Annotated in this window: 26 protein-coding genes; 15 read left to right on the top strand and 11 right to left on the bottom strand. The window is 65.5% G+C overall.

Going from position 1 to position 26,299, the window contains the following annotated elements; translation table 11 throughout:
- Positions 1–65 precede the first annotated feature (65 nt).
- The 5 genes from ABE424_RS05000 (at position 66) to ABE424_RS04980 (ending at position 7,149) form a co-directional block, all read left to right on the top strand.
- Positions 66–2,513: a VirB4 family type IV secretion/conjugal transfer ATPase gene (locus ABE424_RS05000; protein ID WP_179458645.1), complete on the top strand. Its 2,448-nt coding sequence runs from the start codon at positions 66–68 to the stop codon at positions 2,511–2,513.
- On the top strand, positions 2,510–3,379 hold the full coding sequence (locus tag ABE424_RS04995; protein WP_179458646.1) for a hypothetical protein: 870 nt from the start codon (positions 2,510–2,512) through the stop codon (positions 3,377–3,379). The genes ABE424_RS05000 and ABE424_RS04995 overlap by 4 nt, the downstream gene beginning before the upstream one ends.
- Before the next feature lie 70 nt (positions 3,380–3,449).
- Entirely contained in the window at positions 3,450–4,598 is a 1,149-nt protein-coding gene (locus ABE424_RS04990) for a type IV secretion system protein (protein ID WP_346492007.1), read from the top strand.
- A 955-nt stretch (positions 4,599–5,553) separates the two neighbouring features.
- Complete coding sequence (locus tag ABE424_RS04985) at positions 5,554–5,958, top strand: hypothetical protein (protein ID WP_319207065.1); 405 nt, start codon at positions 5,554–5,556, stop codon at positions 5,956–5,958.
- A gap of 3 nt (positions 5,959–5,961) precedes the next feature.
- Positions 5,962–7,149 (top strand): XVIPCD domain-containing protein, encoded by a 1,188-nt coding sequence (locus ABE424_RS04980; RefSeq protein ID WP_346492008.1) that lies wholly within the window; start codon positions 5,962–5,964, stop codon positions 7,147–7,149.
- 138 nt (positions 7,150–7,287) lie between these two features.
- Here the strand turns inward: ABE424_RS04980 and ABE424_RS04975 are convergent, their stop codons facing one another.
- From ABE424_RS04975 to ABE424_RS04965, 3 genes are all read right to left on the bottom strand, one after another.
- The gene (locus ABE424_RS04975) at positions 7,288–8,607 is read right to left on the bottom strand and encodes an XVIPCD domain-containing protein (RefSeq protein WP_346492009.1); all 1,320 of its coding nucleotides are present in this window, start codon (positions 8,605–8,607) and stop codon (positions 7,288–7,290) included.
- Entirely contained in the window at positions 8,604–9,224 is a 621-nt protein-coding gene (locus ABE424_RS04970; protein WP_319207071.1) for a hypothetical protein, read from the bottom strand. Before ABE424_RS04970 ends, ABE424_RS04975 begins: the two co-directional genes overlap by 4 nt.
- A 528-nt stretch (positions 9,225–9,752) precedes the next feature.
- Positions 9,753–10,064, bottom strand: a complete 312-nt coding sequence (locus ABE424_RS04965) for a hypothetical protein (RefSeq protein WP_346492010.1) — start codon at positions 10,062–10,064, stop codon at positions 9,753–9,755.
- A gap of 210 nt (positions 10,065–10,274) precedes the next feature.
- Here ABE424_RS04965 and ABE424_RS04960 point away from each other — a divergent pair, with 210 nt between their 5' ends.
- The gene (locus tag ABE424_RS04960) at positions 10,275–11,186 is read left to right on the top strand and encodes a GAF domain-containing protein (RefSeq protein ID WP_346492011.1); all 912 of its coding nucleotides are present in this window, start codon (positions 10,275–10,277) and stop codon (positions 11,184–11,186) included.
- 46 nt (positions 11,187–11,232) lie between these two features.
- Here ABE424_RS04960 and ABE424_RS04955 read toward each other — a convergent pair whose 3' ends face one another.
- From ABE424_RS04955 to ABE424_RS04940, 4 genes are all read right to left on the bottom strand, one after another.
- Positions 11,233–11,463, bottom strand: a complete 231-nt coding sequence (locus ABE424_RS04955; RefSeq protein WP_346492012.1) for a DUF1653 domain-containing protein — start codon at positions 11,461–11,463, stop codon at positions 11,233–11,235.
- Between the two features lie 69 nt (positions 11,464–11,532).
- Positions 11,533–13,317: an EAL domain-containing protein gene (locus ABE424_RS04950; RefSeq protein ID WP_346492014.1), complete on the bottom strand. Its 1,785-nt coding sequence runs from the start codon at positions 13,315–13,317 to the stop codon at positions 11,533–11,535.
- Positions 13,318–13,427: 110 nt separating this feature from the next.
- On the bottom strand, positions 13,428–13,796 hold the full coding sequence (locus ABE424_RS04945) for a response regulator (protein WP_121037386.1): 369 nt from the start codon (positions 13,794–13,796) through the stop codon (positions 13,428–13,430).
- Positions 13,789–14,946: an ATP-binding protein gene (locus ABE424_RS04940; protein ID WP_346492015.1), complete on the bottom strand. Its 1,158-nt coding sequence runs from the start codon at positions 14,944–14,946 to the stop codon at positions 13,789–13,791. The genes ABE424_RS04945 and ABE424_RS04940 overlap by 8 nt, the downstream gene beginning before the upstream one ends.
- Positions 14,947–15,100: 154 nt before the next feature.
- Between ABE424_RS04940 and ABE424_RS04935 the strand changes: the two genes are divergently transcribed.
- From ABE424_RS04935 to ABE424_RS04920, 4 genes are read left to right on the top strand one after another with little or no spacing between them, the layout of a single operon-like run.
- On the top strand, positions 15,101–18,211 hold the full coding sequence (locus ABE424_RS04935) for a response regulator (RefSeq protein WP_346492016.1): 3,111 nt from the start codon (positions 15,101–15,103) through the stop codon (positions 18,209–18,211).
- Positions 18,184–19,032, top strand: a complete 849-nt coding sequence (locus tag ABE424_RS04930) for a CheR family methyltransferase (protein ID WP_346489448.1) — start codon at positions 18,184–18,186, stop codon at positions 19,030–19,032. Before ABE424_RS04935 ends, ABE424_RS04930 begins: the two co-directional genes overlap by 28 nt.
- Entirely contained in the window at positions 19,032–19,616 is a 585-nt protein-coding gene (locus ABE424_RS04925) for a chemotaxis protein CheB (RefSeq protein ID WP_346492018.1), read from the top strand. Before ABE424_RS04930 ends, ABE424_RS04925 begins: the two co-directional genes overlap by 1 nt.
- Positions 19,613–20,731 carry a hybrid sensor histidine kinase/response regulator gene (locus ABE424_RS04920; protein ID WP_346477538.1) on the top strand — a complete coding sequence of 373 codons (1,119 nt, stop codon included), beginning with the start codon at positions 19,613–19,615 and terminating at the stop codon, positions 20,729–20,731. The genes ABE424_RS04925 and ABE424_RS04920 overlap by 4 nt, the downstream gene beginning before the upstream one ends.
- 48 nt (positions 20,732–20,779) lie before the next feature.
- On the opposite strand, the gene ABE424_RS04915 is transcribed toward ABE424_RS04920, so the two are convergent.
- The 4 genes from ABE424_RS04915 to ABE424_RS04900 form a co-directional block, all read right to left on the bottom strand.
- Positions 20,780–20,959 (bottom strand): hypothetical protein, encoded by a 180-nt coding sequence (locus ABE424_RS04915; protein ID WP_346477537.1) that lies wholly within the window; start codon positions 20,957–20,959, stop codon positions 20,780–20,782.
- A 60-nt stretch (positions 20,960–21,019) separates the two neighbouring features.
- Positions 21,020–21,199, bottom strand: a complete 180-nt coding sequence (locus tag ABE424_RS04910) for a hypothetical protein (protein ID WP_346492019.1) — start codon at positions 21,197–21,199, stop codon at positions 21,020–21,022.
- Between the two features lie 54 nt (positions 21,200–21,253).
- Positions 21,254–21,448 carry a hypothetical protein gene (locus ABE424_RS04905; RefSeq protein ID WP_346477535.1) on the bottom strand — a complete coding sequence of 65 codons (195 nt, stop codon included), beginning with the start codon at positions 21,446–21,448 and terminating at the stop codon, positions 21,254–21,256.
- A 109-nt stretch (positions 21,449–21,557) separates the two neighbouring features.
- A complete protein-coding gene (locus ABE424_RS04900; protein ID WP_346492020.1) occupies positions 21,558–22,172 on the bottom strand; it encodes a TlpA disulfide reductase family protein in 615 nt (204 codons plus the stop codon).
- Between the two features lie 241 nt (positions 22,173–22,413).
- Here ABE424_RS04900 and mntR point away from each other — a divergent pair, with 241 nt between their 5' ends.
- The 5 genes from mntR to ABE424_RS04875 all read left to right on the top strand — a co-directional run bounded on the left by mntR (position 22,414) and on the right by ABE424_RS04875 (position 26,287).
- Entirely contained in the window at positions 22,414–22,872 is a 459-nt protein-coding gene (gene mntR / locus ABE424_RS04895) for a manganese-binding transcriptional regulator MntR (RefSeq protein ID WP_176988641.1), read from the top strand.
- Entirely contained in the window at positions 22,865–23,389 is a 525-nt protein-coding gene (gene tadA, locus ABE424_RS04890; RefSeq protein ID WP_346492021.1) for a tRNA adenosine(34) deaminase TadA, read from the top strand. The genes mntR and tadA overlap by 8 nt, the downstream gene beginning before the upstream one ends.
- 100 nt (positions 23,390–23,489) lie before the next feature.
- Positions 23,490–24,059, top strand: coding sequence for an oligoribonuclease (orn, locus tag ABE424_RS04885; RefSeq protein ID WP_176988643.1), 570 nt, complete (start codon positions 23,490–23,492; stop codon positions 24,057–24,059).
- Positions 24,060–24,132: 73 nt separating this feature from the next.
- On the top strand, positions 24,133–25,002 hold the full coding sequence (locus ABE424_RS04880; RefSeq protein ID WP_346492023.1) for an EcsC family protein: 870 nt from the start codon (positions 24,133–24,135) through the stop codon (positions 25,000–25,002).
- Positions 25,003–25,120: 118 nt separating this feature from the next.
- A complete protein-coding gene (locus ABE424_RS04875) occupies positions 25,121–26,287 on the top strand; it encodes an alkene reductase (RefSeq protein WP_346492024.1) in 1,167 nt (388 codons plus the stop codon).
- Positions 26,288–26,299: the final 12 nt, after the last annotated feature.

Raw genomic sequence — 26,299 nt, 5'->3', positions numbered from 1 at the left:
GGGCAGGCAGCCGCCTGCCCGGTTTGTCCTGGAAATGTCGCAGTACCCTCTACGGAAGCAGTCCCATGTTCAGCCCCGACACCTCCATCGCAGAGTTCATTCCGCTGTCATCGCACGTCTCGGCGAACGTGGTCAAAACCACGGGCGGTGATTACCTGTTGACCTGGCATCTGGAAGGTCTGCCCTTTGTCGGGCGCGAAGAATGGGAGCTGGAACACAAGCACAACACCTTCAACCGCCTGCTGCAGACTCTGCGCGCACCGGATTTCGTCAATGTGGCCTTCTGGGTCCATGACCTGCGCCGCCGCCGCACGTTGAAGAGTCGCAGCTCGTTCAAGCAGACGTTCAACCAGGACGTGTCCGACCAGTACATGGGGATGCTGTCCTCGCAGCGGATCATGCAGAACGAGCTGTACCTGACCATGATCTACCGGCCGGTGGTGGGGGGGAAGCGTTTCGTCGAGAAGTCCGCCAATGTCTCCAAACTGCAGGCCGAGCAGGAGCAGGCCGTCGACAAGCTGATGGAACTGGCCGGCAACGTGGAAGCGGTCATCCGCGATTACGCACCGTATCGCCTCGGCATGTATGAAGCCAAGAATGGCATCGTATTCTCCGAGACCCTGGAATTCTTCGGTTATCTGATCAACCGCATCGACGAGCCGGTCCCCGTGCTCTCTGCGCCGATCAAGGATTACCTCCCGGTCAGCCGACACATGTTCTCGGCCAAGACCGGCGATTTCGTGGTCGCCACACCCAACGGCGTCAATCACTTCGGTGCCATTCTCAATATCAAGGAATACGCTGAAGGAACCTATCCGGGCATCCTCAACGGCCTGAAGTATCTTGACTTCGAGTATGTGTCCACCCATTCGTTCAGCCCGATGGGCCGCCAGGACGCGCTCAAGGTGCTGGACCGCACCAAGGGCATGATGATCTCTTCCGGTGACAAGGCGGTCAGTCAGATCATCGAGCTGGACCAGGCCATGGACCAATTGTCCTCGGGCAACTTCGTGCTGGGCGAGTACCACTACACCATCGCCGTGTACGGCGACAGCCAGGCCAAGCTCTCGCAGAACGTGGCTGCCACGCGTGCAGAACTCTCCAACGCCGGGTTCATCTCGGTCAAGGAAGACCTGGCCGTCACCTCGTCGTTCTATGCGCAGATTCCCGGCAACTGGCGCTACCGCACCCGCTTGGCCAACCTGAGTTCACTGAATTTCCTGGGCCTGTCGCCGCTGCACAACTTTGCTACCGGCAAACAGCACAACAACCCGTGGGGCGACTGCGTGACCACCCTGCAGACCACCAACGGGCAGCCGTACTACTTCAATTTCCACGCCACCCACCCCTCGGAAAACTCGCTCGGTGAGAAGGCGATCGCCAACACGATGGTGATCGGCAAGTCCGGTACCGGTAAAACCGCGTTGATCAACTTCCTGCTGAGCCAGGTGCAGAAGTACGACCCATCGCCGACCATCTTCTTCTTCGACAAGGACCGCGGCGCGGAGATCTTCGTGCGTGCCTGCGGGGGCAACTATCTGGCGCTGGAGAATGGCGCGGCCACCGGCTTCAACCCGTTCCAGTGCGAACGCAACGAAGCCAACGTGCAGTTCCTGTCCGACCTGATCAAGGTGTTGGCCGGCAAGCGCGAGTACAGCTCGCGCGAGGAAGAGGACATCTTCCGCGGCGTGGAGAACATGCTCGACACCCCGATGCACCTGCGCAGCATGACCAACTTCCAGAAGAGCCTGCCCAACATGGGCGACGATGGCCTGTATGCGCGCATGCGCCGCTGGACCTCGGGCAACTCGCTGGGCTGGGTGTTCGACAACCCGGTCGATACCATCGACCTGAGCCGGGCCAATATCATCGGCTTCGACTACACCGACATCATCGACAACCCCGAAGTGCGGGTGCCGGTGATCAACTACCTGCTGCACAAGCTGGAATCGCTGATCGACGGGCGGCGTCTGATCTATGTGATGGACGAGTTCTGGAAGATCCTGGACGGCGAGGGTGGCCTGAAAGAGTTCGCCAAGAACAAGCAGAAGACCATCCGTAAACAGAACGGCATGGGCATTTTCGCCACCCAGAGCCCGGAAGACGCGCTCAAGAGCGACATCTCCGCCGCGCTGATCGAGCAGACCGCCACGCTGATCCTGCTGCCCAATCCCAACGCCAGCAAGAGCGATTACATGGATGGTCTGAAGCTGACCGAGGCCGAGTTCCGCGTGGTGACCGCGCTGGACGAACGCTCGCGATGCTTCCTGGTCAAGCAGGGGCATGCATCGAGTGTGTGCCAGCTCAACCTGCGTGGCATGGATGACATCCTGTCGGTGATTTCGGCATCCACCGATAACATCGACATCATGCACCGGGTGCTGTCCGATGCGGCAGCCCGGGAAAAAGTGCTTGAGTCAGAGTTGACGCCGGAGCAATGGCTCAGCGAGTTCTACCGCAGGCGGAAAGGCTCGGGAAAACCGGCCCCGGGCAGCCAGGAGGCAGCCGCATGAAAACGATCGTTGAGCTGAAGGAATATCGCCGTTCGAATTCGATGGAGAAGACAATGGATACTGCAAAGCGAGCCCAAAAGCCCCGAGCCATGTACGCGCGTGCGCGCGCGACCTTGCTGAGCGTTTCGTGCGCGGCCATGCTGGCCGCCCCGGTGCAGGCCTATACGCTGCCCGTTGTCGAGGTCGGCGCCAACCTGTTCAACCTGACCTACACGCAGGTCAATACGCTGTACTCGCAGATGGAGTCAGCTGCTGAATACGGCACCCAGGCCTGGCGCTTCACCAAGACGCTGGCCAACTGGGCGCAGAAGATGGCACGGTTCCAGCAGATCATCGCATCGCCTCTGATGCCCGTTACTCCTACCCTCAAGCCCGTTCCCATCGACTTCAATGTCGCCGAGAAGTGCGGGACCTCCAGCATGTTCAGTTTCCAAGGGGTGATGCAGGCACTGGATATCGGCTCGTTCTCCCCGCAGGGGGACATCCGCGCGCAGCAGCGCACCATCTGCAGCATGATCCAGGTCATCGAGAATCAGAAGTACAACGAGACCGTCAAGGTCCTGCAGGAGAGCCTGCCCAACATGAATCAGGTGCTCAACAAGATCGCCGAGATCCGTGCCCTGACCAGCTTTGAGGACGAGGGCCCGATGAACGAGGTGCTGAGCAATACGACCCTGTCCATCGCCAAGTCGACTGCCGCCATTGACCAATGGGAGCAGCAGATGGGCCTGTACGACAAACACATCGACATTCTCACCCGGCAGCAGCGGATGCTGGCCGAGCGGGTTCTCAGGGGCAGCAAGGCCCCCAACATACTGGGCACTGCGGTGAAGACGGCCGCGCTGAAAGCGGCGCTGTCCAACTGATCACGGACACCGTTGAACGCGGGCCGACACAATATTGGGTGAGATTATGACTCTAGGGATGGTGCACGCCATGTTCGGCCACGGGCCGCTTCAATGGCTCCAGGACCTGCAGGCGCAGGCGTCGGTCGGCGATTTCTTCTTTTTCAGGCTGATCCTGGATTACCTTCACAAGGAGATTGCAGAGTTCGGCATCAAGTTGCTCGGCCGCATGATGAAGTGGGTCGGTGCGATCGCGCTGATCCTGATGACGCTGTGGGTGCTCATCCAGGGCTTCCGCATCGCCACCGGCCAGAGCCGCGACTCGATGATGGTGCTGGTCACCAACATGGCCCGCGCCGCGTTGATCGTGTCGGTGGCTACGAGCATGGCCATGTTCGGCGAAGACCTTCATGGCTTCCTGATCAATGACGTGAAGAACGAGATCAGCTACGTCATCACGGGCAAGGACGAATCGCCGGAGGACCTGATCGACAAGAATCTGGGCTATATGCAGATTGCATTGTCGGCGGTCGATGCGCTGGATGTGATGGGCGATGTGACCCTGGACAGCGCAAAAACCCGCGCCATGTGGTTTGTCGGCTTGGGTACCGGGGGGCCGGCCGTAACCGCCGGGTCGATGCTGCTGTTGTACGAGGTGGCGTTGGCCTTGTTCATCGGCTTTGGCCCTCTGTTCATCCTCTGCCTGCTATTTGATCAGACCAAGCAGCTCTTCCAGAAATGGTTGTTGTACGGGATAGGAACGATGTTCTCTATGGCGGTACTGGCAGTGATGACCACAATCGCGATGAAGATGGTTGCCAAAGTGGCGGGGGCCTTCTGGGCCAGTGCCGCATTGGGCAAGCTGATCGGTCAGGACTTCTCCGATGGCGTGACCAGTATGGCGTTGCAGCAGGGCGGCATGGGTCTGATCCTGACCACGCTGATCCTGACCGCCCCGCCGATGGCGGCCATGTTCTTCCAGGGCACGCTGGGCAGCTTCATGGCGTACTCGCAGATTGGTGGCTCTGGCGTTGGAGCACAGCCGGGCCCGCAGGGGCAGCCGCCGGGCTCGATGGGCGGGGGTGGGTCGTATACGCCGCCGAGGCCGGATAACACCAGCAGAACTGAGGATCACGGATCCACAACCGGGGCATTGAGGATGTCCGGCAGCAGCTCTTCTGCTACTGCACAAGAATCTGGTTCGCGCGGTCTTGCGGCATCTGGTCGGACTGGTGAGTGATTACCCTCCGGTCCGTTTTACATTTGTCAGGTATTAGGAGTGTGGTCAATGTATCGCTCTTTGATCTTTTTGGTCGTGCTGGCGTTCGGCATGGCATACCCATTGAAATCTCGAGCTGAGGGCGGGTGTCCGCCGGGGTTCTACCCCATCGGTGGGCAGGGGGTAAAGGGCTGTGCGCCAATCCCTGGTTCGACCCCTGGCAACCAACGCCCGGCCAAGCCTCCTGCTGCGCCGGTGCCGACCGGCCGCTGGCACGACGCTTGGGGCGCTGTAGCTTTGTCGAAAGCGACGTCATGGGTGGGTGCATCCACTGATGAACCGTCTAGGTCTCGCGCGGAGGGTATCGCGCTTCAGAAGTGCAGGGCTGAAGGCGCGAGCGATTGCACTGTTCTGAGTTCCTACCACAATCAGTGCTTTGCCTTGATGGTTCCTGCGGCGAAAGAGAACTTCCGATGGGGATCCGGTACGGGGGAGAATATTGAAACTGCGACGCAGATTGCGAACAGGGCATGCATGACGTCGTCGGGTGATGCATGCAAGATTTTCTATACCGATTGTGCTGAGCCCACATTCGAGAAGTTCTAAGCCATAAGGTCGGCAATGAGTGCGTGGTGGCGACAGTGGGTTCGCTCGATCTCCCAGCCTCAAGATAGCCTGCCCTTGTGATTATTTGCTCATCCAGGAAGGCCCGATCGGGGAATGGCTCCCGCGTTCTACGGGAGCAGTTGCTTCTTTGCGTGGAACCCGATCCAGACCCCGCGTCACCCCGGAGAGAGAATGTTCATCCATACAGGGGGGAATATGAGGGGCAGCGGGAGGGATGAGTCGGCATCGGTGGCGGCCTCAAAGGCAGCTTGCCGCTATCGTTGGGGCGATCAACGGCCATGATGCAGACTGCGCCTCCCTCGCCGTACCGCAGGCGGGGCGGCTTCTCCGCTGCCAGGATGCGACGGCCATGACGATCCGATCGAACCACATGTTGCTTGCCGGCATCTTGACCTTCCTATCGATTACGGGATGCTCCGCCATGGATGACTACGACAACACCGATGTGCGCGTGTTTGACCGGCAACAGACCAGACGGGAGGCCACTGCGCTGCTGGCGAACTGGTTTCCAGCAGGCACGCCGATGAGTGAGGCTGTCGGCATAATGGAGAAGAACGGCTTCACCTGCTCGCCGACGCAAGTCACGGCTGGAGCGCTAAAGGGAATGTCCTGTGATCTGTCGATTGCCGAACCTGCTGAGCCTCAGGTTGCGCGGCTTGCGCTGTCCGGCTGGACGGTGATGCTGGTGGAAGACGAGGCGCAGGCTGTGACGAAAGTACTTGTAGGTCGTTTCCCTGCGGATCTGGGCGAGTAAGCGATGAGCGATCCGCAGGCGCGTATTTTGATTGGCTCCAGTCCAGTGGCTGCGGGAAACCGGCATACGTATCTGCTGTTCGAACGTTCTGATGGCAGCCAGACCGTCGTCCGCGGTGGACCCACGCGGAACCCGCAAGGTGACCCGCTTTGGGCGCTAGCCGATAGCACGCTGCTTGGTGCCGATCGCTACGGTGACATCAAGGTCAGTTCTTCGCCGTATCAAGCCTCATACCCTGCGTATCAACGCGTGACCGATAGCGGCGTGGAGAGTATCCCTGTGGCGGGGGGTGACCGCTTCGATGCCACGCTGAAGAGGGACCCACATGGGAACCCCATAGTCCGGCAGGAACGTGGCATCGACTGGCCCTTGCCGGGTGAGTATCACGAGAGACGGGTCCTGTGGACCGGTGCTGACGCCGAACTGCAGGCCAAGCTGCTTATGGCACGGGAGGCTGGTAAGCAGATCACCAACGCTGGCCTTGAGTACTCCCCGCTTTCCAACAACTGCAACAACGTCTCCACCGCATTGCTCACGGCCATTGGCGTAACGCCGGCATTGCCCACGCAGACCGATGGCACTACCGTTTCCGCCCCGGCCTTTGACGAACCGCTTTATCAGAGCATCGGGCCGGGCGGCTGGCGCAGCGGTTATCAGTTCGATGGCCGCAGTTGGAAGGACGACGACGGACGGGTGATCCCGCCGCCGGTGAAGGGCGAGGCCACCCAGCCACTCGGCCCGCAGGCACCTGCGCCGTCGCGTCCGGGTTCCAGCAGCGCGCAGTTGGATCCGCCTGCCCGCGAGCGTGATGGCCTGCTGCATCCGTCCCACCCTGGGCATGACCTGTATCTGCAGGCCTATGCCGGGGTGGCACGCCTGGACGAGCAATTCGGACGCACGCCGGACGAACAATCGCAACGGCTTGCTGCCGCGCTCGCTGCACAGGGCAGGACCGATGGGCTGGAAACCATCCAGCAGGTGCTCCTCAACGACACCGGTACCCGCGCGTTTGCCGTGGACAACGCGGATGCGTCTGCACCATGGGCGCGGCGCTCCGCCGTCGAGGTAATGACCGCGCTGCAGCAACCGCTGGAGGAAAGCACCGCGCAGATTGAGCAGGCCAACGCACGTGCTGCCGAGCGGCGAGGCGCGGACGTCGTGCAGGCCCTGGCAGGGCCGCGCGTGGCCTAGCGGTTAAGCGCTGCACCCCGGCAGGGGCGCTGTGATGTCGTCGATTCCAGCGGCGTGCAGCTAGTAGCGGGCGTTGCCCAAACAACAACAGCCATCCCGTCCCGGCGATGGCTGTTGCGGTCGTGCCGTGGCGCGGCCTCACCCCATCATGGTGCGGCTGTTGCTCTGGACCTGTTCCTGGTTGCGCTCCTGTTCCTGGCGCTGGCTGCTGGCCTGTTCTTCCACCTTGCGGCTGCTCTGTTCCAACGGCGTGTTCATGGCCAGCAGGGTGTCGACGGTGACCCGCAGGTGGGCCGGGTCGTTCTGGTTGCCCTGCACAGCAAAGGTGTTGGCCGCGTCGTTGCTCATCAGCACATGATCGATGCGCTTGCCGCCGGCGGCGTGCATCTGCGCAGCCAGGCTGCCGGCGAGCTGGTCGCTGGACTGATCCGGAGTGCGGCCCACGCGGGTGTCCTGGGCGTAGACGCCACGCTGTGCGTCGTTGAACAGGAGATTGCCCGGATGGCGGGCATCGTCCATGCGCAGACTGGTGTGGCTGTTCTGGTGTTTCTCGGCCTCGCGCCGGGCCGGTTCACCGGCCGGCAGCGGGCCGCGCAGGGTGTCGATCAGGTCTACCGCGCCACCGACAGTGCCGCGCGAGATGACGGTGGTCGCGGCACGGCGTTCTCCGATGTCGTCGCGATATTCGTCGATCATTCGGGCATTGGTGTTGGCCAGGGTCTTGGCCTGCTCCGAGCCCAGTACCGAGCCGCTGTCGAGGAAGTTGCCCAGCTTGTGCGAGCCCAGCGATGCGGCGGCGGCGATCACGGGGCGATCGGGAATCAGCGCGTTGTACCTGCTGTTGCTGAAGCCGGAGGCCTCCAGGGTCTTGATTTCCTGGGGGCTGGCGTAGATGCGGACCTGGCCGTAATGCGGCGATGCAGCGCTGACCGGATCGGCAGCCATGACATGGTTGACCATCCTGTTGCCACCTTCGGGAATCCGGTAGTTCAGGCTGGCCGCGCCGAAGGCATTGAAGGTTTCGCCTTTGAGATCGAAGTGGTGCGCACTGATCTGGGCCAGGGTGCCGCCCAGCGAGTGGCCGGTGACGGTTACTTCCGGGGCGTGCCCAACGTCCTTGCCCTGTTTGATCGCATATTCCATGGCCCTCTCGGTCAGTGCGATCGCATCCTTGGCCTGCAGATTGGTGCGTCCAGTGACCATCGTGCCATCGGTAAGTACGGCATCAAGCAGGATCTGCTCGGTGCCGCGGTGCGATACCACGATCTCATTGGTGTCTACACGCTGGTAGACCGTGCCTTGATAGCCGTTGCGGGTGTTGTTGACATGTTCAAGCACCACGTACCGGTGACCGTTGAGCGTGACTGGCTCTTCCTCGCCAGGTGCGCGACGTCCTACCGCTCGATCCTTGTACGCGTCATCGGAGATCGCCGCGTAATCCTGGCTGGGAATGGTCATTGTTTGGCCTCTTTGGCGGACAACGAGATCGAGAACAACGCGTTACGCAGTTCCGGCACGAATACGGTGGGATCTTCATTGCCTCTGGCCGGATAGTCTTCGATCGAGGTGATGCCCGATGGACCTTCCACCGGCGAGGCGCGCGGATAGTCCCTGGCCGGGTAGTGACGGGTCAGCGTATCGCCCGCAGTGAACCGGTCGGCGTCGATGAAGGTGAGGAAACGGGTTTCCTCATGCGCACCGGTGGCCTTGAGCAGGGCACCCGTACCACTGAATTTCCAGTGGCATACGCCGCGCCCGTAATAGTCCTCGTCCAGCATCCGGTCGAGGTAGACGGTGCCGTGGTACTCATCGTCGGCGACGCGCTTGAGCGCGAGCGGCTCCTGGCTGGTGATGCGCCCGGCGGTGCCGGTTTCCGGGTTGATGCGACCGCACTCTGCTTCGTTGGTGACGTCGTACTGCGCGACGCCTTCGATGCGTTCGAACGGGCCCGGGGCGTTGTGCAGCTTCAGGACCACGTCATAGGCCTGGCGCGGTTGTGGATTGAGCTTGGCGAGACCGCGTCCGCCTTTTTCGACATCGGCCTCGGCGGCGGCGGTGGAAAGGTCTTGGCTCATGGTGTTCTCCGTACGGCTGCAGGCGGTGATCAGAAGGGTGACAAGGCAGATCTTGAGGACACGGTGCAAGGCCGGTCTCCGTTTGACAGGGGGGGAATGAAGGTGGGACGGTGCGGGGACGCCGCACAGAGCTGGCGGCAACGCGCAGGGGGCCGTTGTGCCAGCGTCGGGGGAATCCGTCTGTCCGCCGATGCCCGCGTACAGGGGGACGGTTCGCATGGCGACATGCGCCGCCGCCGGGGCCGTGCGGATGATCAGGCCGGGCGTGTCGGGAGTCTGCAGGGAGCAGCGGGACATCAAGTCTCCGTTCCATGGTGACGAGGCCCGAGTATAGGGGGGGAGCGAGGGTGGATTTGTTCAAAATGCGCGAAATGCGCCGAGAATTTGACGGCCTTGGTCGCAAGACCGGCATTACGCCCGCACGGCATTCCATACCCCCGCATGGCATTCCATCAGCGCCAGCAGCAGACTGCGGCGGGCGAACGGCGCCGGCGAAGGCCCGCACCCGCGCTGACGATCGACGAACCCTTACGGATACGGCCCGACCCGGAACGGCTGGGGTTCGGGAGACGCCGGCGGCAGGCGATCGCCGTGGACGCGGCTGAGAATCTCGTTGGTCCGGCGTTGTTCGGCCACGATCTGCTTGAGCAGGCCCTTGATCCCGAAGATGGCGAAGGGGACGAAGATCCAGAGCAGTCCGAGCAGCGCCCAGAGGATCCCGACCAACACTGAAAAACCGTGGCCTGTTGAGCCCATGAAGTCCGTTCCTTGTTCTTGGCAGAGGCGGCATCCTGCGCCCGTAGGCGTAGCGAGCAGCGAATCGATCACGACGAGCGGCATGTGGAAGGGCGCGTTCCGGCGCGCGGAAGCAGCGCCCGCTCACGGCCAGTCTCGCCCATTCGTGCGACAATTTCACTTCAAAGCCACCACCTGTCGATGGCTGCACCAGGCCGCCTAGGGGTTGTGATGTCTACCAGTACGGGCTTTCCCACGCTCATCGGCTTTGATCTGCCTGGTCTACCGGTCGGATCGGCGCCTTCGCGGGCGATCGTGACCGCATTTCTCGATGAAACGCCGCCCAGCGACTGGATGCGCATCCTGCACCGCCAGGCGTGGCCCTCCCTGCGCGTGGACCATGGCGTGGAGCAGATCCGCCTGGTCGGGCAGGGCATCCATTTCGTGGGCATCATCAAGGACGCGCGCGCGTTGTCGGCGGCCGTGCGCGGCCTGTTCAACGAGGTCAATGCCAAGGCGCTGGACCGCCGATTGGCGGCCATGGAGAACCCGCTGGAGGACGGCGGTCCGGGCTCGGCGCCGGTGGCGGAACCGACGGTCTCGACGGATCCACGCCTGGACGATATCGCGGCGCTGCTGGCGATGCCGGCCGTGCCGGGCATCCTGGAGTTGGCCAGTGCGATGACCGGCATGCGCTTCGTCGCGGTGGCGCGGGTGACCGCGGATCGCTGGACCGCCTGCGCCGTGCATGATCGCCTGGATTTCGGCCTGCGGCCGGGCGACGACCTCGTGCTGGAAACCACCATCTGCGATGAGATCCGCGAGCATCGCCATCTGGTCCAGTTCGACCAGGCCAGCACCCATCCGGTGTTCTCCCGCCATCCCACGCCTGCGCTGTACGGATTCGAGAGTTACATCTCGGTGCCGATGTTCCGCCGCGACGGTGGTTTCCACGGCACCCTGTGCGCGCTGGACCCGCAACCGTCCAAGCTCGACGCAGCCACGGTGAAAGCGTTCGAAGTCCTGGCGGGCGTCATCGGCGCGCATCTGGAGGTGCCGGAGGCGGCCGTGGACGCTGGGCAGGACGCGGTCAGCGTGAGCGAGGCGTTGTCGCTGCTGTCGGGCCAGGTCGATGCCCTGGAGGCGGCGAGGCTGCCGGAGCCGTTCCGCGCGGTGACCGCGCGCCTGCGTGCACTGGTCGACGCGCGACAGACTGCGGCGAGCTGATCGCGCCGCAGCCGCGATGGGCGTCGCCGCTCAGCCGCTCAGCCGCTCATTCGACGCGCGCAAAGCGCGCCCGCCACTGGCCCTGCACCTCCACCTGCGCCACGAACATCTCGAACGGGCGCACCCACAGCCCGATGTCCGTGTCCAGCGGCCGGTAGAGCACCATCGGTGCCAGCGTTTCGCTGTGGCGCACGACGCCGATCACCTCGTAATTGCCGCCCTTGAAGTGGCGGTAGTGGCCGGGCGGCAGGATGGGCAACGGGGCGAGATCGGACATGGTCGACAGTGACTGGGGCGGGCCGGGCATTATCGCCCGTGCTGCAGGCGGCGTCGCGGCGTGGCAGCGTCAGCCCGCATCCGGCAGGGGACCGGCGCGGCAGGCGCTGACCAGCTGCAGCACCGCGTCGGGATGCATCGGGCGGGCGAGGTGATAGCCCTGCGCTTCATCGCAGCCCCACAGACGCAGCAGGGACAGTTCGGCCTCGTTCTCCACGCCTTCGGCGACCGTGCGGTACCCCAGCTGCCGGGACAGCTTGATGATGGCTTCGACCTTCAGCCGTGCGGTACGCGAACGCGCCAGCCCGGTGACCAGCGTCTGGTCGATCTTGATATGGCTGATCGGCACCTCGCTGAGGTAGCCGAAGTTGCTGTAGCCGCTGCCGAAATCATCGATGGCGATGCGCACGCCGGCGGCGGCCATTTCCCGCAGTTGTGGCAGCGCAGCGGGATGGTGGTTGAGCCACTGCCCTTCGGTGATTTCGATCTCGACCAGGCTGGGTGCCAGCCCATGCGCGTCCAATCGTTCGGACAGCACGCTCCACACACACTGGTCGTCGAAGTCGCGCGGCGAGAGATTGAGCGACAGGCTGAACCCCGGCACGCTCTGCTGCCATTGCGCCGCCTGGGCCAGGGCGTGGTCGATGACCCAGCGGCTGATCGCGGGCATCAGCGCGGTGCGCTCCAGGACCGGAATGAATTCGCCCGGGCTGACCGGACCGAGCATCGGATGGGTCCAGCGCAGCAGGGCTTCGGCCGAGACCGGCAGTCCGTCGATGAGATTGAATCGGGGTTGGTAGACCAGGCTGAACTGGTGTTGGGCCAGGCCGCGTCCGGCGTCCGAGGCCAACCGGTAGCGACGCCGCAGCGCATCGTCGCGTTCCTGCGAGTACCAGCACAGGCAGGCGTCGGTCTGCAGGGCGTGATGCATGGCGACCAGACACTTGCGGATCAGATCGGCGGTCTGTTCCGGAACGGCGCGGAAGTCGCAGACCCCGGCGTGGAACTGCGGCGACATCGGAATGCTGCCGGCCATCAGTGGCCGGCGCATGCGTACACGCAGGCGATCAAGCACGGCCTCGGTCTGGTCGTGCGATTGTTCCGGCAGCAGGAAAGCAAACCGGGTCAGGCCCACGTGATACACCTGCGCGATATCGCGCAGCACGTCCTGCACGCGCAGCGCCGCCTGGCGGAGCAGGGTTTCCACCGGTTTCATGCCCAGCGCCTGGCCGGCATCGTTGGCGCTCTGCAGATCGAACACATCCAGCAGCACCGCCGTGAACGCGCGCGCCTCGCCACCACGGGACAGGGCATTGAGGTCGGCCTGGAACTGCTGCCGGTTGGGCAGGCCGCTGACCTGCTCGCGGCGGCCCAGCGACATCTTCAGTTCCATCTGCGCGATCACCACCCGCGACAGCGTCTGCAGCTGCAGCTGTTCTTCCGCGGACAGCCGGCGCGGCTCGCGGCCCATGATGCACAGCGTGCCGAGCGTGATGCCGGCCTTGGTGATCAATGGGGCGCCCGCGTAGAAACGCAGTTGTTCGGGGCCGGTCACCAGCGCGTGGTCGGCAAAGCGCGGATCCAGGTGCAGGTCGGCGACCTGGAGCACGTCGGGGGCACCCAACGCCAGCGCGCAGATCGAGGCATGCCGTTCGTTACGGGTCAGCGCCAGACCGACGCGCGAGATGATGTGCTGGTGGACGGCATCGAAGATGGACACCAGCGCGATCGGAACGCCGAAGGTAAAGGCCACCAGTTCGGTGATCGGGTCCAGCGCCGTCCCCAACGCAGGGTCCATCACGTTGAGTGCTTCGATCAACGCGATCCGATCCAGATCCTCAGCTCTGTCCTGCATGTACCGCACCCTGTCCCGACTTCACCCTCACTATCCGGGGTGGGTTGCAGCACCGGCGTGAAGCAGGGTCGCCACGGATGAAGCGTTCACGCTGGCGGCGGTGCGCCGGCTCAGCAGGGCGCGACGGGGGACTGCAGCAACGTCACCAGCTGGCGCAGGCGATACGGCTTGGGCAGGAATTCGACATGCTCGGGCAGCGGCGGCAGCTGCGAGCGTGCGTAACCGGAGGCCAGGATGATGCGCGCATTGGGCAGCACGTCGGCCACATGTTCGCTCAGCTCCACGCCGCTCATGCCGTTGGGCATGCTGATATCGCTGAACACCACATCGAACCCGCCGGGATCCTGCATCAGGCGCAGCGCGGCCGGGCCGTCGTCGGCGGTGTGGATTTCGATGCCGAAGTCCTGCAGCGCCTGGCCGATCAGTTCACGCAGGTCCTGCTGGTCTTCGACCATCAATACGCGTAGGGGCTCAGACATGCTCGACTTCCTCAATGACAGGTAACAACAGGCGGACGGTGGTACCCCGGCCGGGGGCGGTTTGTACGTCGACGAAGCCGTCGCACTGGGAAACGAAGCCGAAGACCTGGCTCAGGCCCAGCCCGCTGCCTTTGCCGATTTCCTTGGTGGTGAAGAACGGCTCGCTGGCGCGCGCGGCGATGTCCGGGGGCATGCCATTGCCCTGGTCGGTCACCGCGATGGCGACATAGTGGCGGCGCATGGGCTGGGACAGATCCGGTGCCAGTCGCTGTTCGACCTCGGCCGTGATCGTGACCGTGCCGCCCTGGGGCATCGCTTCGCCACTATTGAGCACCAGATTCAACACGGCGCTGTGCAACTGTACGCCATCGGTGACGATCGGGGGCAGATCCGGGGTCACGTCCAGGTGGACCTCGATGCCGGTCGGGCAGGCGCGACGCAGCACGGGCAGGGCATCGCGCAGGAAATCCTGCACCACCACCGGTTCGCGCACCAGGGTCTGATCCGCGGAGAACGCGAGCAGCTGGCGGGTCAGCAGCGAGCCGCGGTCGGCAGCGGCCTGGGCGAGGTCCACCAGCTCCTGGGTGCGCCCGTCGGCGCCGGGGCGCAGGGCGATCAGGTCCAGCGCGTTGCCGATGGTGGTCAGCAGGTTGTTGAATTCATGGGCCAGGCCCCGGGTCAGCCGGCCGACATTGTCCAGCTGGCGCTGCTGCACGTGCGCGCGCTGCGCATCCTGCAGCAGGCGCTGGGCCTGGTAGCGCTCGGTGACATCCTGGGTGACCTTGACGAAGCCGAGCAGACAGCCGTCCTCGCGGACCGGCTCGATCACTTCGCCGGCCCGGAACCGCTCGCCGTTGCGGCGCACGCGCCAGCCTTCGCCGACGAAGCGGCCATGGTCGCGGGCGTATTCCAGCGCCTGCTGGGGCACGCCCAGCTGCTGGTCTTCGGGGGTATAGAACAGGCCGACGTACTTGCCGATCACCGCTTCGGCGTCATAGCCCTTGACCCGTTCACAGCCGCGGTTCCAGCTGCAGATGCTGCCCTGCGTATCCAGCAGATAGATGGCGTGATCGCTCACGTTGTCGATCAACAGCTTCAGCTGCCGGCTTTCGTCGGCGAGCGGTGCAACGCTGGATACGGCCTGGACCACGACGGTTATCGACTCCCCCGATAAGGGACCGAACCGTAGGGGCCACGGTGTGAAGAAAGTGTCAAGAACGTGCGCCAAACGCGCTGACTTCTGGCGCTTAACAGCCGTTTACCGCTTCGGGTACCATCAGCCCCCTTTTACGCTGGAACATGGCATGAATTCTGCGCCTACCGCCCGTGACCGCTGGATCTGGCTTGCGTCGGCCGCCTTGATGGCGGCCACGCTGGGCACGGAAATGGTGGTGCCGCTGGGCTATGCGGTCTGGCTGACCTACTTCATGGCGGTCGGCATCACGCTGTTCCAGCGCCGCCTTGACGTGCCCCTGCTGGTGGCGATCGGGTCCTGCATCCTGTTGGCGGTGGGCTACAACGTCGCGCCGGCCAGCAGCAATTCGGCGTTTTCCTTCGTCAACCGCAGCATCGGCGGCGTGGCCTTCCTGATGATGGCGCTGACCGTGATGAAGGCCATCGGCGCCCGCCGTGAAGCGGCCGACGCGCTGTGGCTGCAGGCCGGCGAGAACGTGGTCGGCACCAGCCTGCAAGGGGATCCCACCCCGCGTGAACTGGCCGAAGCAGCCATGCGCGCGCTGTGCGCGCAGCTCAATGCCGATGTCGGCGCGATGTACCGCCTGCAGGGCGAGCGGCTGGTGCTGGTCGGTGGCGCCGCGCTGCCGTCGCAGCTGCCGGAGACGCTGCCGGCGAACGCCGGGCAATGGGGCGAGATCATCCGTGAGGGCCGTGCCCGCCGCCTGGAGGACAGCGACAGCCCGCTGGATATCGACACGCCGCTGGGCCGCACCACCGTGCACCAGCGCCTGCTGGGACCGATCACCGCCGATGGCGTGGTGATCGGCGTGATCGAGCTGGGCCGTGCCGGCGTATCGCCCGCACGCGGCCTGGAGATGGCGCTGCTGCTGCAGTGCGCCGAGCCGATCGGCATCGCGCTGCGCGCGTCGCTGCTCAATGCCCAGCTGGTGGAACTGCTGGAGGAAACCCAGCGCCAGAGCGAAGAGCTGCAGACCCAGCAGGAAGAGCTGCGCGTCGCCAACGAAGAGCTGGAGGAGCAGAGCCGCAGCCTGCTGCATTCCCAGGCCAACCTGGAGCAGCAGCAGGCCGAGCTGGAGCAGACCAATGTGCAGCTTGAAGAGCGCACCCACGAGCTGGAGTCGCGCCAGCAGGCCCTGCTCCTGGCCCAGGCGCAGCTGGTGCAGAACAGCAACGAGCTGGAGGCCAGCTCGCGCTACAAGTCCGAATTCCTGGCCAACATGTCCCACGAGCTGCGTACGCCGCTCAACAGCGCGCTGATCCTGGCCAAGCTGCTGGCCGACAACAAGGACGGCACGCTGACCGCCGAGCAGGTCAAGTACGCCCAGGCGATCCACTCCTCCAACAACGACCTGCTTGCGCTCATCAACGACATCCTGGACCTGTCGCGGATCGAAGCCGGCCACGTCGAGCTGGTCGAGGAGAACCTGGCCGTCTCCAGTGTGCTGCAGCGGTTGAAGGAAACCTTCGAGCCGATGGCGGTGCAGAAGGGCCTGAGCCTGGAGATCAGCGCCGCGCCGGATGCGCCGACCCAGCTGCTGGCCGACAGCCAGCGCCTGCAGCAGATCCTCAAGAACCTGCTGGCCAATGCGGTCAAGTTCACCGAGCACGGCAGCGTGTCGCTGAAGGTGCGCAGTGCCGGGGCAGGGCGGATCCAGTTCGCCGTGTCCGATACCGGCATCGGGATTCCCGAAGAGCAGACCGCGGTGATCTTCGAAGCGTTCCGCCAGGCCGATGGCAGTACCCGCCGCCGTTATGGTGGCACCGGGCTGGGCCTGTCGATCTCGCGCGATCTGGCCGCCCGCATGGGCGGCAGCATCTCCGTTTCCAGCGAGCCGGGGCGCGGCAGCTGCTTCACCCTCGAACTGCCGCTGCTGGCTGGCGGCGGCACCGGCAGTGCCCAGCACGTCGTGCATGACGTCCGCCCGGCGGCCGTCGCGGCCCCGTCGCTGCCCGCCGCCGCGCCGCTCGGCCGTGCGCATGCCGGGTCGACGCCGGCCCCGACGCCGGCGGCAAAGGTGATCGATGACCGCGGCCGTCGCAGCCGCGCGGGCCGGATGATCCTGGTGGTCGAAGACGATGCGACCTTCGCCAGCGCGCTGGTGTCGATGGCGCATGAACTGGACTTCGACTGCGTGGTCGCCGGCACGGCCGAGGAGGCGCTGGCCCTGGCGACCGAACTGCGGCCCAACGGCATCCTGCTCGATATCGGCCTGCCCGACGTCTCCGGGCTCAGCGTGCTGGAGCGCCTCAAGCGCGACCCGGCCACGCGCCACATCCCCGTGCACGTGGTGTCCGGGCTGGAGCGCTCGCAGGTAGCGATGGAGCTGGGTGCGATCGGCTATGTGATCAAGCCGGCCACGCGCGAGCGCCTGGTCGGGGCGATCCAGCAGCTGGAGGCCACCAGCCAGCGTGACATGCGCCGCCTGCTGATCGTCGAGGACGACAGTGAGCTGCGCTCCAACCTGCAGCTGCTGCTCGGCCGCGACCAGTTGGAAATCACCGCGGTGGGCACCATCACCGAGGCGATGGCGGAGCTGGCCGGATCGACCTTCGACTGCATGGTCACCGACCTGGCGCTGCCCGACGGCACCGGCTACGACCTGCTCGAGCGCATGGCCGGCAACGAGGCCGTGGCGTTCCCGCCGGTGATCGTCTACACCGGCCGCGCGCTGACCCGCGATGAGGAGCAGCGCCTGCGCCGCTATTCCAAGAGCATCATCATCAAGGGCGCGCGCTCGCCCGAGCGCCTGCTCGATGAAGTGACCCTGTTCCTGCACAGTGTCGAGGCCTCGCTGCCGACCGACCAGCAGCGCCTGCTGCGCGAGGCGCGCCGCCGCGATGCGGTGCTCGATGGCCGTACCGTGCTGCTGGCCGAGGACGACGTGCGCAACATCTTCGCACTGTCCAGCGTGCTCGAGCCGCTCGGCGTCACCCTGGACATCGCCCGCAACGGTCGCGAGGCGCTGGAGAAGCTGCGCCCGGAGATCGACCTGGTGCTGATGGACATCATGATGCCGGAGATGGACGGGCTGACCGCCATGCGCGAGATCCGCGCGGACAACCGCTGGCGTGACCTGCCGATCATCGCGCTGACCGCCAAGGCGATGCCCGATGACCGCGAGCATTGCCTGCAGGCCGGTGCCAACGACTACATCGCCAAGCCGATCGACGTGGACAAGCTGGTCTCGCTGTGCCGTGTGTGGTGCTCGCGCCGATGAACGAAACGGAGTTGTTCGACCTGGAGCTGAAGGTGTTGCTGGAGGCGGTCTACCAGCGCTACCACTACGACTTCCGTGACTACGCACTGGCGTCGCTGCGGCGGCGGATGCGCCATGCCATGGCGCGCTTCGACTGCCCGACCATGGGCGCGCTGCAGCACCGGCTGCTGCACGAGCCGGACACGTTCGCCCAGGCGATGCAGTACTTCACCGTGCAGGTCTCGGAGATGTTCCGCGACCCGCCGTATTTCCGGGTGCTGCGCGAGCATGCGGTACCGGTGCTGCGCACGTATCCGTCGATCAAACTGTGGATCGCCGGCTGCAGCACCGGCGAAGAGGTCTGGTCACTGGCGATCCTGCTGCATGAGGAAGGCCTGCTCGACCGCGCGATCATCTACGCCACCGACATCAATCCCGAAGCGCTGCAGGCGGCCGAGTCCGGCGCTTTCGCGCTGGATCGTCTTGCGCAGTTCAGCCGCAATTATCTGGCCGCCGGCGGCACCGGATCGCTCTCCGACTACTACAGCAGCGGCTACGGCAGCGTGGTGTTCGACCGTCGCCTGAAGCGCAACATCGTGTTCGCCGACCACAGCCTGGCGACCGATACCGTGTTCTCGGAAGTGCACCTGGTGTCCTGCCGCAACGTGCTCATCTATTTCCAGCGGCCGCTGCAGGACCGTGCCATCGGCCTGTTCCATGAGGCGCTGGTGCACCGGGGCTTCCTGGGCCTGGGCAGCAAGGAGTCGCTGCAGTTCGGCGCGCACGCGGACCTGTTCGAAGCCTGTGCGCGCGAACAGCGCCTCTACCGGAAGCTGGCCTGATGAGCGCGGCATCGCAACGCAGCCGGTTCGACCTGGTGGTCGTCGGTGCGTCGGCCGGCGGCGTCAGCGCGCTGCAGGCCCTGCTGTCATCGCTGCCGTCGGCGCTGGCGATGCCGGTGCTGGTGGTGCTGCATCTGCCGCGCGACCGCCCCAGTCGCATCGCCGACCTGCTCGACGCCGGCTGCCCGCTGCCGGTGCGCGAAGCCGAGGACAAACAACCTCTGCAGCCCGGGACAGTGACGTTCGCGCCGCCGGACTACCACCTGCTGGTCGAGGACCGTGCCACGCTGGCGCTGTCGGTCGATCCGCCGGTGCTGTTCTCCCGCCCCGCGATCGATCCCCTGTTCGAAAGCGCCGCCGATGTGTTCGGTGATGGCGTGCTGGCGATCCTGCTGACCGGGGCCAGTACCGACGGCAGCGACGGCGTTGCGGCCGTGCGCCACGCAGGCGGCGAAGCCTGGATCCAATGCCCTGAGGAGGCTTATTCCTCGATGATGCCCGCCTCGGCCCTGGCGCACGCCGGTGCCGATGCGGTACTCCCGCTCACCTCCATCTGCACGCGTATGAAAGGTCTTACCCGATGAACCTGATCGAGCCCGCCGGGTCGACTGCCACCACCGATTGCGTGAAGCTGCTGATTGTCGATGACATTCCGCAGAACCTGGTCGCGATGGAAGCGCTGCTGCGTCGCCCGGGCCTGGAGATTCTGTGTGCGCCCTCCGGCGCCGAGGCGCTGGAACTGCTGCTCGAGCATGAGGTGGCGCTGGCGCTGCTGGACGTGCACATGCCGGAGATCGACGGCTTTTCGCTCGCCGAGCTGATGCGCGGCTCGCAGCGCAGCCGCGATGTGCCGATCATCTTCCTGACCGCCTCGCCGAACGATCCCGTGCGCGCGTTCAAGGGTTACGAGACCGGGGCGGTCGATTTCCTGCACAAACCGATCGAGCCGCAGGTGATCATGAGCAAGGTCAACGTGTTCATCGAGCTCTACCAGCAGAAGCAGCTGCTCAAGACGCGCAACGAGGCACTGGAGCATGCGCTCACGCTCAACGAAACGATGATGGCGGTGCTCACGCACGATCTGCGCACGCCGCTGGCCTCGATCCTGCTGTGCGCCGACAAGCTGGCGCTCGACCTGCCCGACGACAGCCAGGTCCAGCGCACGCTCGGCCACCTGGAGAACAGTGCCCAGCGCATGGCCCGGATGGTGGAGCAGTTGCTGGACTTCTCGAAGATCCGTACCGGCGGGTTGCGCCTGTACAGCACCGAGTGCGACCTGGCCGACGTAGCCGCAACGGTCGTGGCCGAGATCGGGCGTGCGCATCCGCAGGCGCGCATCGAGCTGCAGGTCCAGGGCGATGCCCACCTGCAGGGTGATCCGGATCGGCTGGCGCAGTTGTTGTCCAACCTGATCGGCAATGCGGTGCTGCATGGCGGCGATGCGCCCGTGCTGGTGCGCCTGGAGGGTGAGCGCAGCGCGCCGCTGCGCCTGCAGGTGCGCAATGCCGGACAGATTCCCGAGGCGTTGCTGCCGCGTCTGTTCGAACCGTTCAAGGCCAGTTTCCACGACAGCCGCGGGTTGGGGCTGGGGTTGTTCATCGCCAGCGAGTTCGCGCGCGCGCATGGCGGCACGCTGGTGGCCGCGAACCAGGACGGCACGGTCCTGTTTGAAACCCTGCTGCAGCGCAGGCCGCGCTGATCGCGGCGGAACCATCCCGGCAGTGTGCCGGGATGGTCGAGTGCTTGTTTACAGCGGATCGCAGCAGAGGCGCACGCCGTGCCCGCCATAGGTGCAGCTCGGCTGTTCTTCACACCCCGCCAACGGCGTGGGCTGGCTGGAGGTGGCCACCGCCTGGCTGGAGGCGAAGGCCAGTGCACAGATCAGGGTAATGCCACCGAAGGCCGACAGCAGTTTTTTGGATGTCATGGTTACTCTCTCCTTGAGGGGATGATGCGGGTGGTCGAGCGTGTGGATGCGGCGGGGGTGTTACACCGGCTGGCAGCAGCGGATCTCGTTATGCCCGCCATAGGTGCAGCCAGGCTTGTAGGGGCAACCCTCCAGCTGTTTCGGTTGGCTGGAGGTTGCCACCGCCTGGCTCGAAGCAAACGCCAAGGCGCAGACAACAGCGATACCGCCAAAGACCGAGACGAATTTCTTGGACTTCATGGTGTTTCTCCTGTTGTGGATCATGCGGATGCAGCGGGTGGTGCGCGAGGCGGTTTAGCGGGCCGGCGGATCCGTCAGCGGGCAGCAGGTGCCGTCCGGATTGGCGCCGTAGTCGCAGTGCGGCGCGGCTTTGCAGCCGGACAACGCGGCGGGCGTGGCTGAGGTGGCGAAGGCCTGGGCGGAAGCGAAGGCGAGCATGCCGGCGACGGCGAGGCCGCCAAGCAGGGACAGCGTGTGTTTCGACGTCATCGTTCAACTCCTCGGAATGGGAAGGAAAGCCGACGAACTGTCGATCCGCCCCATGAGCCGGTGCGGACAGACCTTGGATACACCGCCCGGCAGCGGGGTCAGAGGGCCATCAGCCTGCCGGGGCGGGCACTGCACTGCGCGCAGCGTGCACTACGAAGGCGCCGGTGATGGCATTGACCGAGCTGTCCTTGAGCTGGCCGACATGGCGATAGATCACCTTGCCGTCCTGGATGACCACCACCATCGGCACCATGGTCGCGGTGTAGCGCTGCCGGATCCGGTCATCGGTATCGTTGACGACCGGGAAGTCGAACCCATGCTGGCGTGCGTAGTCCGCAGCGGTTTCATGGGGCGGCAGGCTGACACCGAGCATCTCGAAGGCGCGGTTGCCATTGTTCCGGCCGGCGGCGTCCAGCGCCTGGATCTGCGGCACCGAGGCCAGGCAGTACTTGCAGGCCGGGGAGAAGAAATACAGGACCTGACGGCCGCTGGCCGGGCCGGCGAGGGTGACCGCCTGGCCGTCCAGTGCCGTGGTGTCCAGTGCTTCAGGCTGCGCGCCTTCCGGAAGACCGTGGGCGGCCTTGGAGATCTGTTCGACCTTGCTCACCAGCAGTGCCTGCTCCTGGCGGAGCTGCCGGTTCTGCACGGCCAGCGCCGTCATCAGGGCGGCCAATACGATGATCAGAGCGAAGCTGCCGTACTTGCGTAGCGCGGATGCGTCCATGCTGCTCCTTGGCCTTCGGCCGGGTCCATGGCTGAGTAGGTGGGGTATATATCCGGCAACAAAAATCATTTGTCAAACACCAGAACCTGTGAATGAGACATCGGTTTCATTCCGTTTGCGGTCTATCAGCGGAACGGGGGCGTGCCGCACCCGCCGGACCGCCCCGGCCAGTCGCAAACCCCCGTGAGGTAAACTGTCCGGGCGCCGCAGCCCTTCGCCACCGGCCATTGCTGGAGCCACCATGCCGTCGTCGAGCCGTAAAGCCACCACGCCCCTGATCGATGCCCAGGTGCACGTCGAGGGCTTCGTGCAGGTGCGCGAAGCGCGCCGGTCCGAGCTGGTCGAGGATTATGTGGAGCTGATCGCGGACCTGATCGCCGATGGCCGTGAGGCCCGCCAGGTGGACATCGCCAGCCGGCTCGGGGTGGCGCAGCCGACGGTCGCCAAGGCGCTCAAGCGACTGGTCAAGGAGGGCTGGGCGATCCAGCGACCGTACCGTGGCGTGTTCCTGACCCCGGCCGGCGAGCAGCTGGCGGTGGAGATGCGTGCCCGCCACCAGACCGTGGAGCAGTTCCTGCTGGCATTGGGCGTGGACGCCGACTCGGCGCGCCGCGACGCCGAAGGCATCGAGCACCACGTCAGCGAGGCCACCCTGGCCGCGTTCGAGGCATTCGTGCGCAAGGCCAACGGCCATGGTTGAGCGCCTCGCGCCGCCGCCCCCGCTGGGCGTGCCGGTGCACGACCACGACGAGCACTGGATGCGCCATGCACTGGGCCTGGCCGAGCGTGCCGAGCGTGAGTTCAACGAGATTCCGGTCGGCGCGGTGCTGGTCGGTGCCGACGGCGCCGTGCTCGGCGAAGGCTGGAACCTCAACATCGCCGACCACGACCCCAGCGCGCACGCCGAGATCGTGGCGATGCGGCAGGCGGGCAGGGCGCTGGCCAACCACCGGCTGATCGGCAGCACGCTGTACGTCACCCTGGAGCCGTGTGCGATGTGTGCCATGGCGATCGTGCATGCACGCGTGGCGCGGCTGGTATATGCGGCGACCGACCCCAAGACCGGTGCCTGCGGCAGTGTGTTCGACCTGATCGGCGACCCGCGGCACAACCACCGTGTCGAGCTCCACGGCGGCGTGCTGGCCAAGGAGGCCAGCACCCGCTTGACCAACTACTTCCGCGCCAAGCGCGGCAAGCCGCCGCTGCTGCTGGAGTAAGGGCGCCGCAGCGACAGGCTCGTGACGCGTTGGCGGTATCATGTGGGCCTTATCCATTCCCGGTCGCGGCGCAGGCGGCGACCCAGCACAAGGCGAACACATGGCGGACAACGGCGCAGAAGGCGAGCGACTGATCTGGATCGATCTGGAAATGACCGGTCTGGACACCGACAACGATGCCATCATCGAGATCGCAACGGTGGTGACCGATGCGCAGTTGAACGTGCTGGCCGAAGGTCCCGAGTTCGCGATCCATCATCCGGTCGAGCGGCTGGAGGCCATGGACGAATGGAACCGCAACCAGCATCGCCGATCCGGCCTGTGGCAGCGCGTGGTCGACAGCAGCGTGACGCTGGGCCAGGCCGAGGCGCAGACCATCGCGTTCCTGCAGCAGTGGATCAAGGCGGGTGCCTCGCCGATGTGCGGCAATTCGATCTGCCAGGACCGTCGCTTCCTGCACCGTGAAATGCCGCGCCTGGAGAAGTACTTCCATTACCGGAACCTGGACGTTTCCACGATCAAGGAACTGGCCAAGCGCTGGGCCCCGGGCGTCGCCGCCGGCGTCGGCAAGACCGCCAGCCATACCGCGCTGAGCGACGTGCACGATTCCATCGCGGAGCTGCGCCATTACCGGCAGTTCATGGGCGCGCTGTCGGGCCTGCCGGCCTGAGCCCACCGGGGCATTCAGCCACCGGCAGGCGAGGCAACAAGCGCTAGACATCGGCGGCGCTATGATCGCGGCCATGAACGCCATCACCTCGCCGCAACCGCCGCCGCTGTCGTCCTCGATCCTGCCGACCTCGCAGGATTGGCGCGACCTGCAGCGAGCGGTGGACCTGCTTGAATCGCCCACGCTGACCGCCAAGATGGCGAACCTGATCGGCTCGCCGCTGGAGTTCGCGGTCAAGCGGCTGCCCGATTCGGTATCGCGCCGCATCCATGGCGCGGTCGAGGCGGCATTGTTCAAATCCGCCCAGGCCGCGTTGTGGACGATGGACAACACGCCCGGGAAGGCGGCCTCCACCCGTTGGCACAAACTGGCCGCAGCCACCTCCGGTGCGGTCGGCGGCGCGTTCGGGTTCACCACGCTGTTCATCGAACTGCCGGTGTCGACCACGATCATGATGCGCTCGGTGGCCGACGTCGCCCGCAGCGAGGGCTTCGACCTGCGTGACATGAGCACCCGGCACGCCTGCCTGGAGGTGTTCGCGCTGGGCGGCAATTCGGGCAACGACGACGCCAGCGAGACCGGCTACTACATCACCCGTGGCTTCACCGCCGAAGTGATGCGCCACCTCTCCGCCGAGCTGGCCGGGCGCGCGGTCGGCGGCAGCCCGGTGATGATCGGCCTGACCCCGAAGGAGGCCGGCAAGTGGCTGGCCAAGCTCGTGGAGAAGGTCGCCGCGCGCTTCGGCGTGGTGGTCACCGAGAAGTTCGCCGCGCAGGCGGTGCCGATCGTGGGGGCGGTGGCCGGTGCAACGCTCAACACCATGTTCACCGACTACTACCAGGACGTCGCGCGCGGGCACTTCATCGTGCGCCGGCTGGAACGAACCTACGGCTACGAGACCGTGCGCGCGGCCTACTCGATGCTGGCGGCCGAGCGTACCTGATCGATCGTTGCACGGGCGGCACAACTGTTTTGCCGCCGCAGGGCTGTTGAGCGGGCGGTGCGGTCCCCATCCTTGTCGGCATCACCGCTTCGGCGGCGCCCCCCGATCAAGGATTCCCATGCTGTTCTCCCCCTACACCCGTGGCGCGTTGACGCTGCCCAACCGTATCGTGATGCCGCCGATGACCCGTTCGCGGGCCGGTGCGGGCAACGTTGCCACGCCGCTGATGGCCGAGTACTACGCCCAGCGCGCCTCGGCCGGCCTGATCGTCAGCGAAGGTACCCAGATCAGCCAGCAGGGCCAGGGCTACGCCTGGACCCCGGGCATCCATGACGAGGCCCAGATCGCCGGCTGGCGCGGCGTCACCGACGCTGTCCACGCGGCGGGTGGCCGCATCGTCGCCCAGCTCTGGCATGTCGGCCGCGTCTCGCATGTGGCCCTGCAGCCGGGTGGCGCCGCACCGGTGTCCTCCTCGGCGCTGCTGGCCGAGGGCGTCAAGGTGTTCGTCGATCCGGAAGGCCGCGGCCCGCAGAGCGGCGTCGGCGAGATGGTGCAGCACTCGATGCCGCGCGCATTGGCCATCGATGAGATCGCCGGGATCGTGCGCGACTACGCGGCGGCCGCGCGCAATGCGATCGCGGCAGGCTTCGATGGCATCGAACTGCATGGCGCCAACGGCTACCTGATCAACCAGTTCATCGACTCCCAGGCCAACCAGCGCACGGATGCCTACGGTGGCGCGCTGCAGAACCGCCTGCGCTTCCTGCGCGAGGTGACCGAAGCGGTGGCTGCGGAGATCGGTGCCGAGCGCGTCGGCGTGCGTCTGGCCCCGCTGACCACGCTGCAGGGCGCGGTGGACGACACCCCGCAGGCGACCTACCTGGCCGCCGCGCACCTGCTGGACCAGATCGGCGTGGGCTACCTGCATATCGCCGAAGCCGACTGGGAGGACGCACCGGTGATGCCGGTGGCCTTCAAGGAAGCGCTGCGCATGATCTACCGGGGCACGCTGATCTACGCGGGCAAGTACACCGTGGCGCGCGCGGAGGAAGCGCTGGCCAAGGGCTGGGCCGACCTGATCGCGTTCGGCCGGCCGTTCATCGCCAACCCGGACCTGCCGGAGCGGCTGCAGCAGGGCCTGTCGTTGAACCCGTCCGACAAGGCGACGTTCTTCGGGGGCGGAGCGGAAGGGTTTACCGATTACCCGGTGGCCGAGCTGGCCGAGCTGGCCGAGCCGGCCGAGCCGGCCGAGCCGGCCGAGCCGGCCGAGCCCGCCGACGCCTGACGGTAGTGCCAC

The sequence above is a fragment of the Stenotrophomonas sp. TWI1149 genome (assembly GCF_039673155.1).
In the GTDB taxonomy this organism is placed as follows: domain Bacteria; phylum Pseudomonadota; class Gammaproteobacteria; order Xanthomonadales; family Xanthomonadaceae; genus Stenotrophomonas; species Stenotrophomonas maltophilia_AA.
This window is presented reverse-complemented; position numbering and strand designations above follow the sequence as displayed.

Bases quoted from the DNA above. Each gene is read 5' to 3' on its own strand.
- ABE424_RS04945 (WP_121037386.1), bottom strand. From the start codon at position 13,796: ATGTCTGAGCCCCTACGCGTATTGATGGTCGAAGACCAGCAGGACCTG.
- ABE424_RS04965 (WP_346492010.1), bottom strand. From the start codon at position 10,064: ATGCCGCTCGTCGTGATCGATTCGCTGCTCGCTACGCCTACGGGCGCA.
- ABE424_RS04880 (WP_346492023.1), top strand. From the start codon at position 24,133: ATGAACGCCATCACCTCGCCGCAACCGCCGCCGCTGTCGTCCTCGATC.
- ABE424_RS04905 (WP_346477535.1), bottom strand. From the start codon at position 21,448: ATGACGTCGAAACACACGCTGTCCCTGCTTGGCGGCCTCGCCGTCGCC.
- ABE424_RS04995 (WP_179458646.1), top strand. From the start codon at position 2,510: ATGAAAACGATCGTTGAGCTGAAGGAATATCGCCGTTCGAATTCGATG.
- ABE424_RS04990 (WP_346492007.1), top strand. From the start codon at position 3,450: ATGTTCGGCCACGGGCCGCTTCAATGGCTCCAGGACCTGCAGGCGCAG.
- ABE424_RS04985 (WP_319207065.1), top strand. From the start codon at position 5,554: ATGACGATCCGATCGAACCACATGTTGCTTGCCGGCATCTTGACCTTC.
- ABE424_RS04915 (WP_346477537.1), bottom strand. From the start codon at position 20,959: ATGACATCCAAAAAACTGCTGTCGGCCTTCGGTGGCATTACCCTGATC.
- ABE424_RS04955 (WP_346492012.1), bottom strand. From the start codon at position 11,463: ATGTCCGATCTCGCCCCGTTGCCCATCCTGCCGCCCGGCCACTACCGC.
- ABE424_RS04900 (WP_346492020.1), bottom strand. From the start codon at position 22,172: ATGGACGCATCCGCGCTACGCAAGTACGGCAGCTTCGCTCTGATCATC.
- tadA (WP_346492021.1), top strand. From the start codon at position 22,865: ATGGTTGAGCGCCTCGCGCCGCCGCCCCCGCTGGGCGTGCCGGTGCAC.
- ABE424_RS04935 (WP_346492016.1), top strand. From the start codon at position 15,101: ATGAATTCTGCGCCTACCGCCCGTGACCGCTGGATCTGGCTTGCGTCG.
- ABE424_RS04950 (WP_346492014.1), bottom strand. From the start codon at position 13,317: ATGCAGGACAGAGCTGAGGATCTGGATCGGATCGCGTTGATCGAAGCA.
- ABE424_RS04975 (WP_346492009.1), bottom strand. From the start codon at position 8,607: ATGACCATTCCCAGCCAGGATTACGCGGCGATCTCCGATGACGCGTAC.
- ABE424_RS05000 (WP_179458645.1), top strand. From the start codon at position 66: ATGTTCAGCCCCGACACCTCCATCGCAGAGTTCATTCCGCTGTCATCG.
- orn (WP_176988643.1), top strand. From the start codon at position 23,490: ATGGCGGACAACGGCGCAGAAGGCGAGCGACTGATCTGGATCGATCTG.
- ABE424_RS04980 (WP_346492008.1), top strand. From the start codon at position 5,962: ATGAGCGATCCGCAGGCGCGTATTTTGATTGGCTCCAGTCCAGTGGCT.
- ABE424_RS04875 (WP_346492024.1), top strand. From the start codon at position 25,121: ATGCTGTTCTCCCCCTACACCCGTGGCGCGTTGACGCTGCCCAACCGT.
- mntR (WP_176988641.1), top strand. From the start codon at position 22,414: ATGCCGTCGTCGAGCCGTAAAGCCACCACGCCCCTGATCGATGCCCAG.
- ABE424_RS04910 (WP_346492019.1), bottom strand. From the start codon at position 21,199: ATGAAGTCCAAGAAATTCGTCTCGGTCTTTGGCGGTATCGCTGTTGTC.
- ABE424_RS04920 (WP_346477538.1), top strand. From the start codon at position 19,613: ATGAACCTGATCGAGCCCGCCGGGTCGACTGCCACCACCGATTGCGTG.
- ABE424_RS04970 (WP_319207071.1), bottom strand. From the start codon at position 9,224: ATGAGCCAAGACCTTTCCACCGCCGCCGCCGAGGCCGATGTCGAAAAA.
- ABE424_RS04925 (WP_346492018.1), top strand. From the start codon at position 19,032: ATGAGCGCGGCATCGCAACGCAGCCGGTTCGACCTGGTGGTCGTCGGT.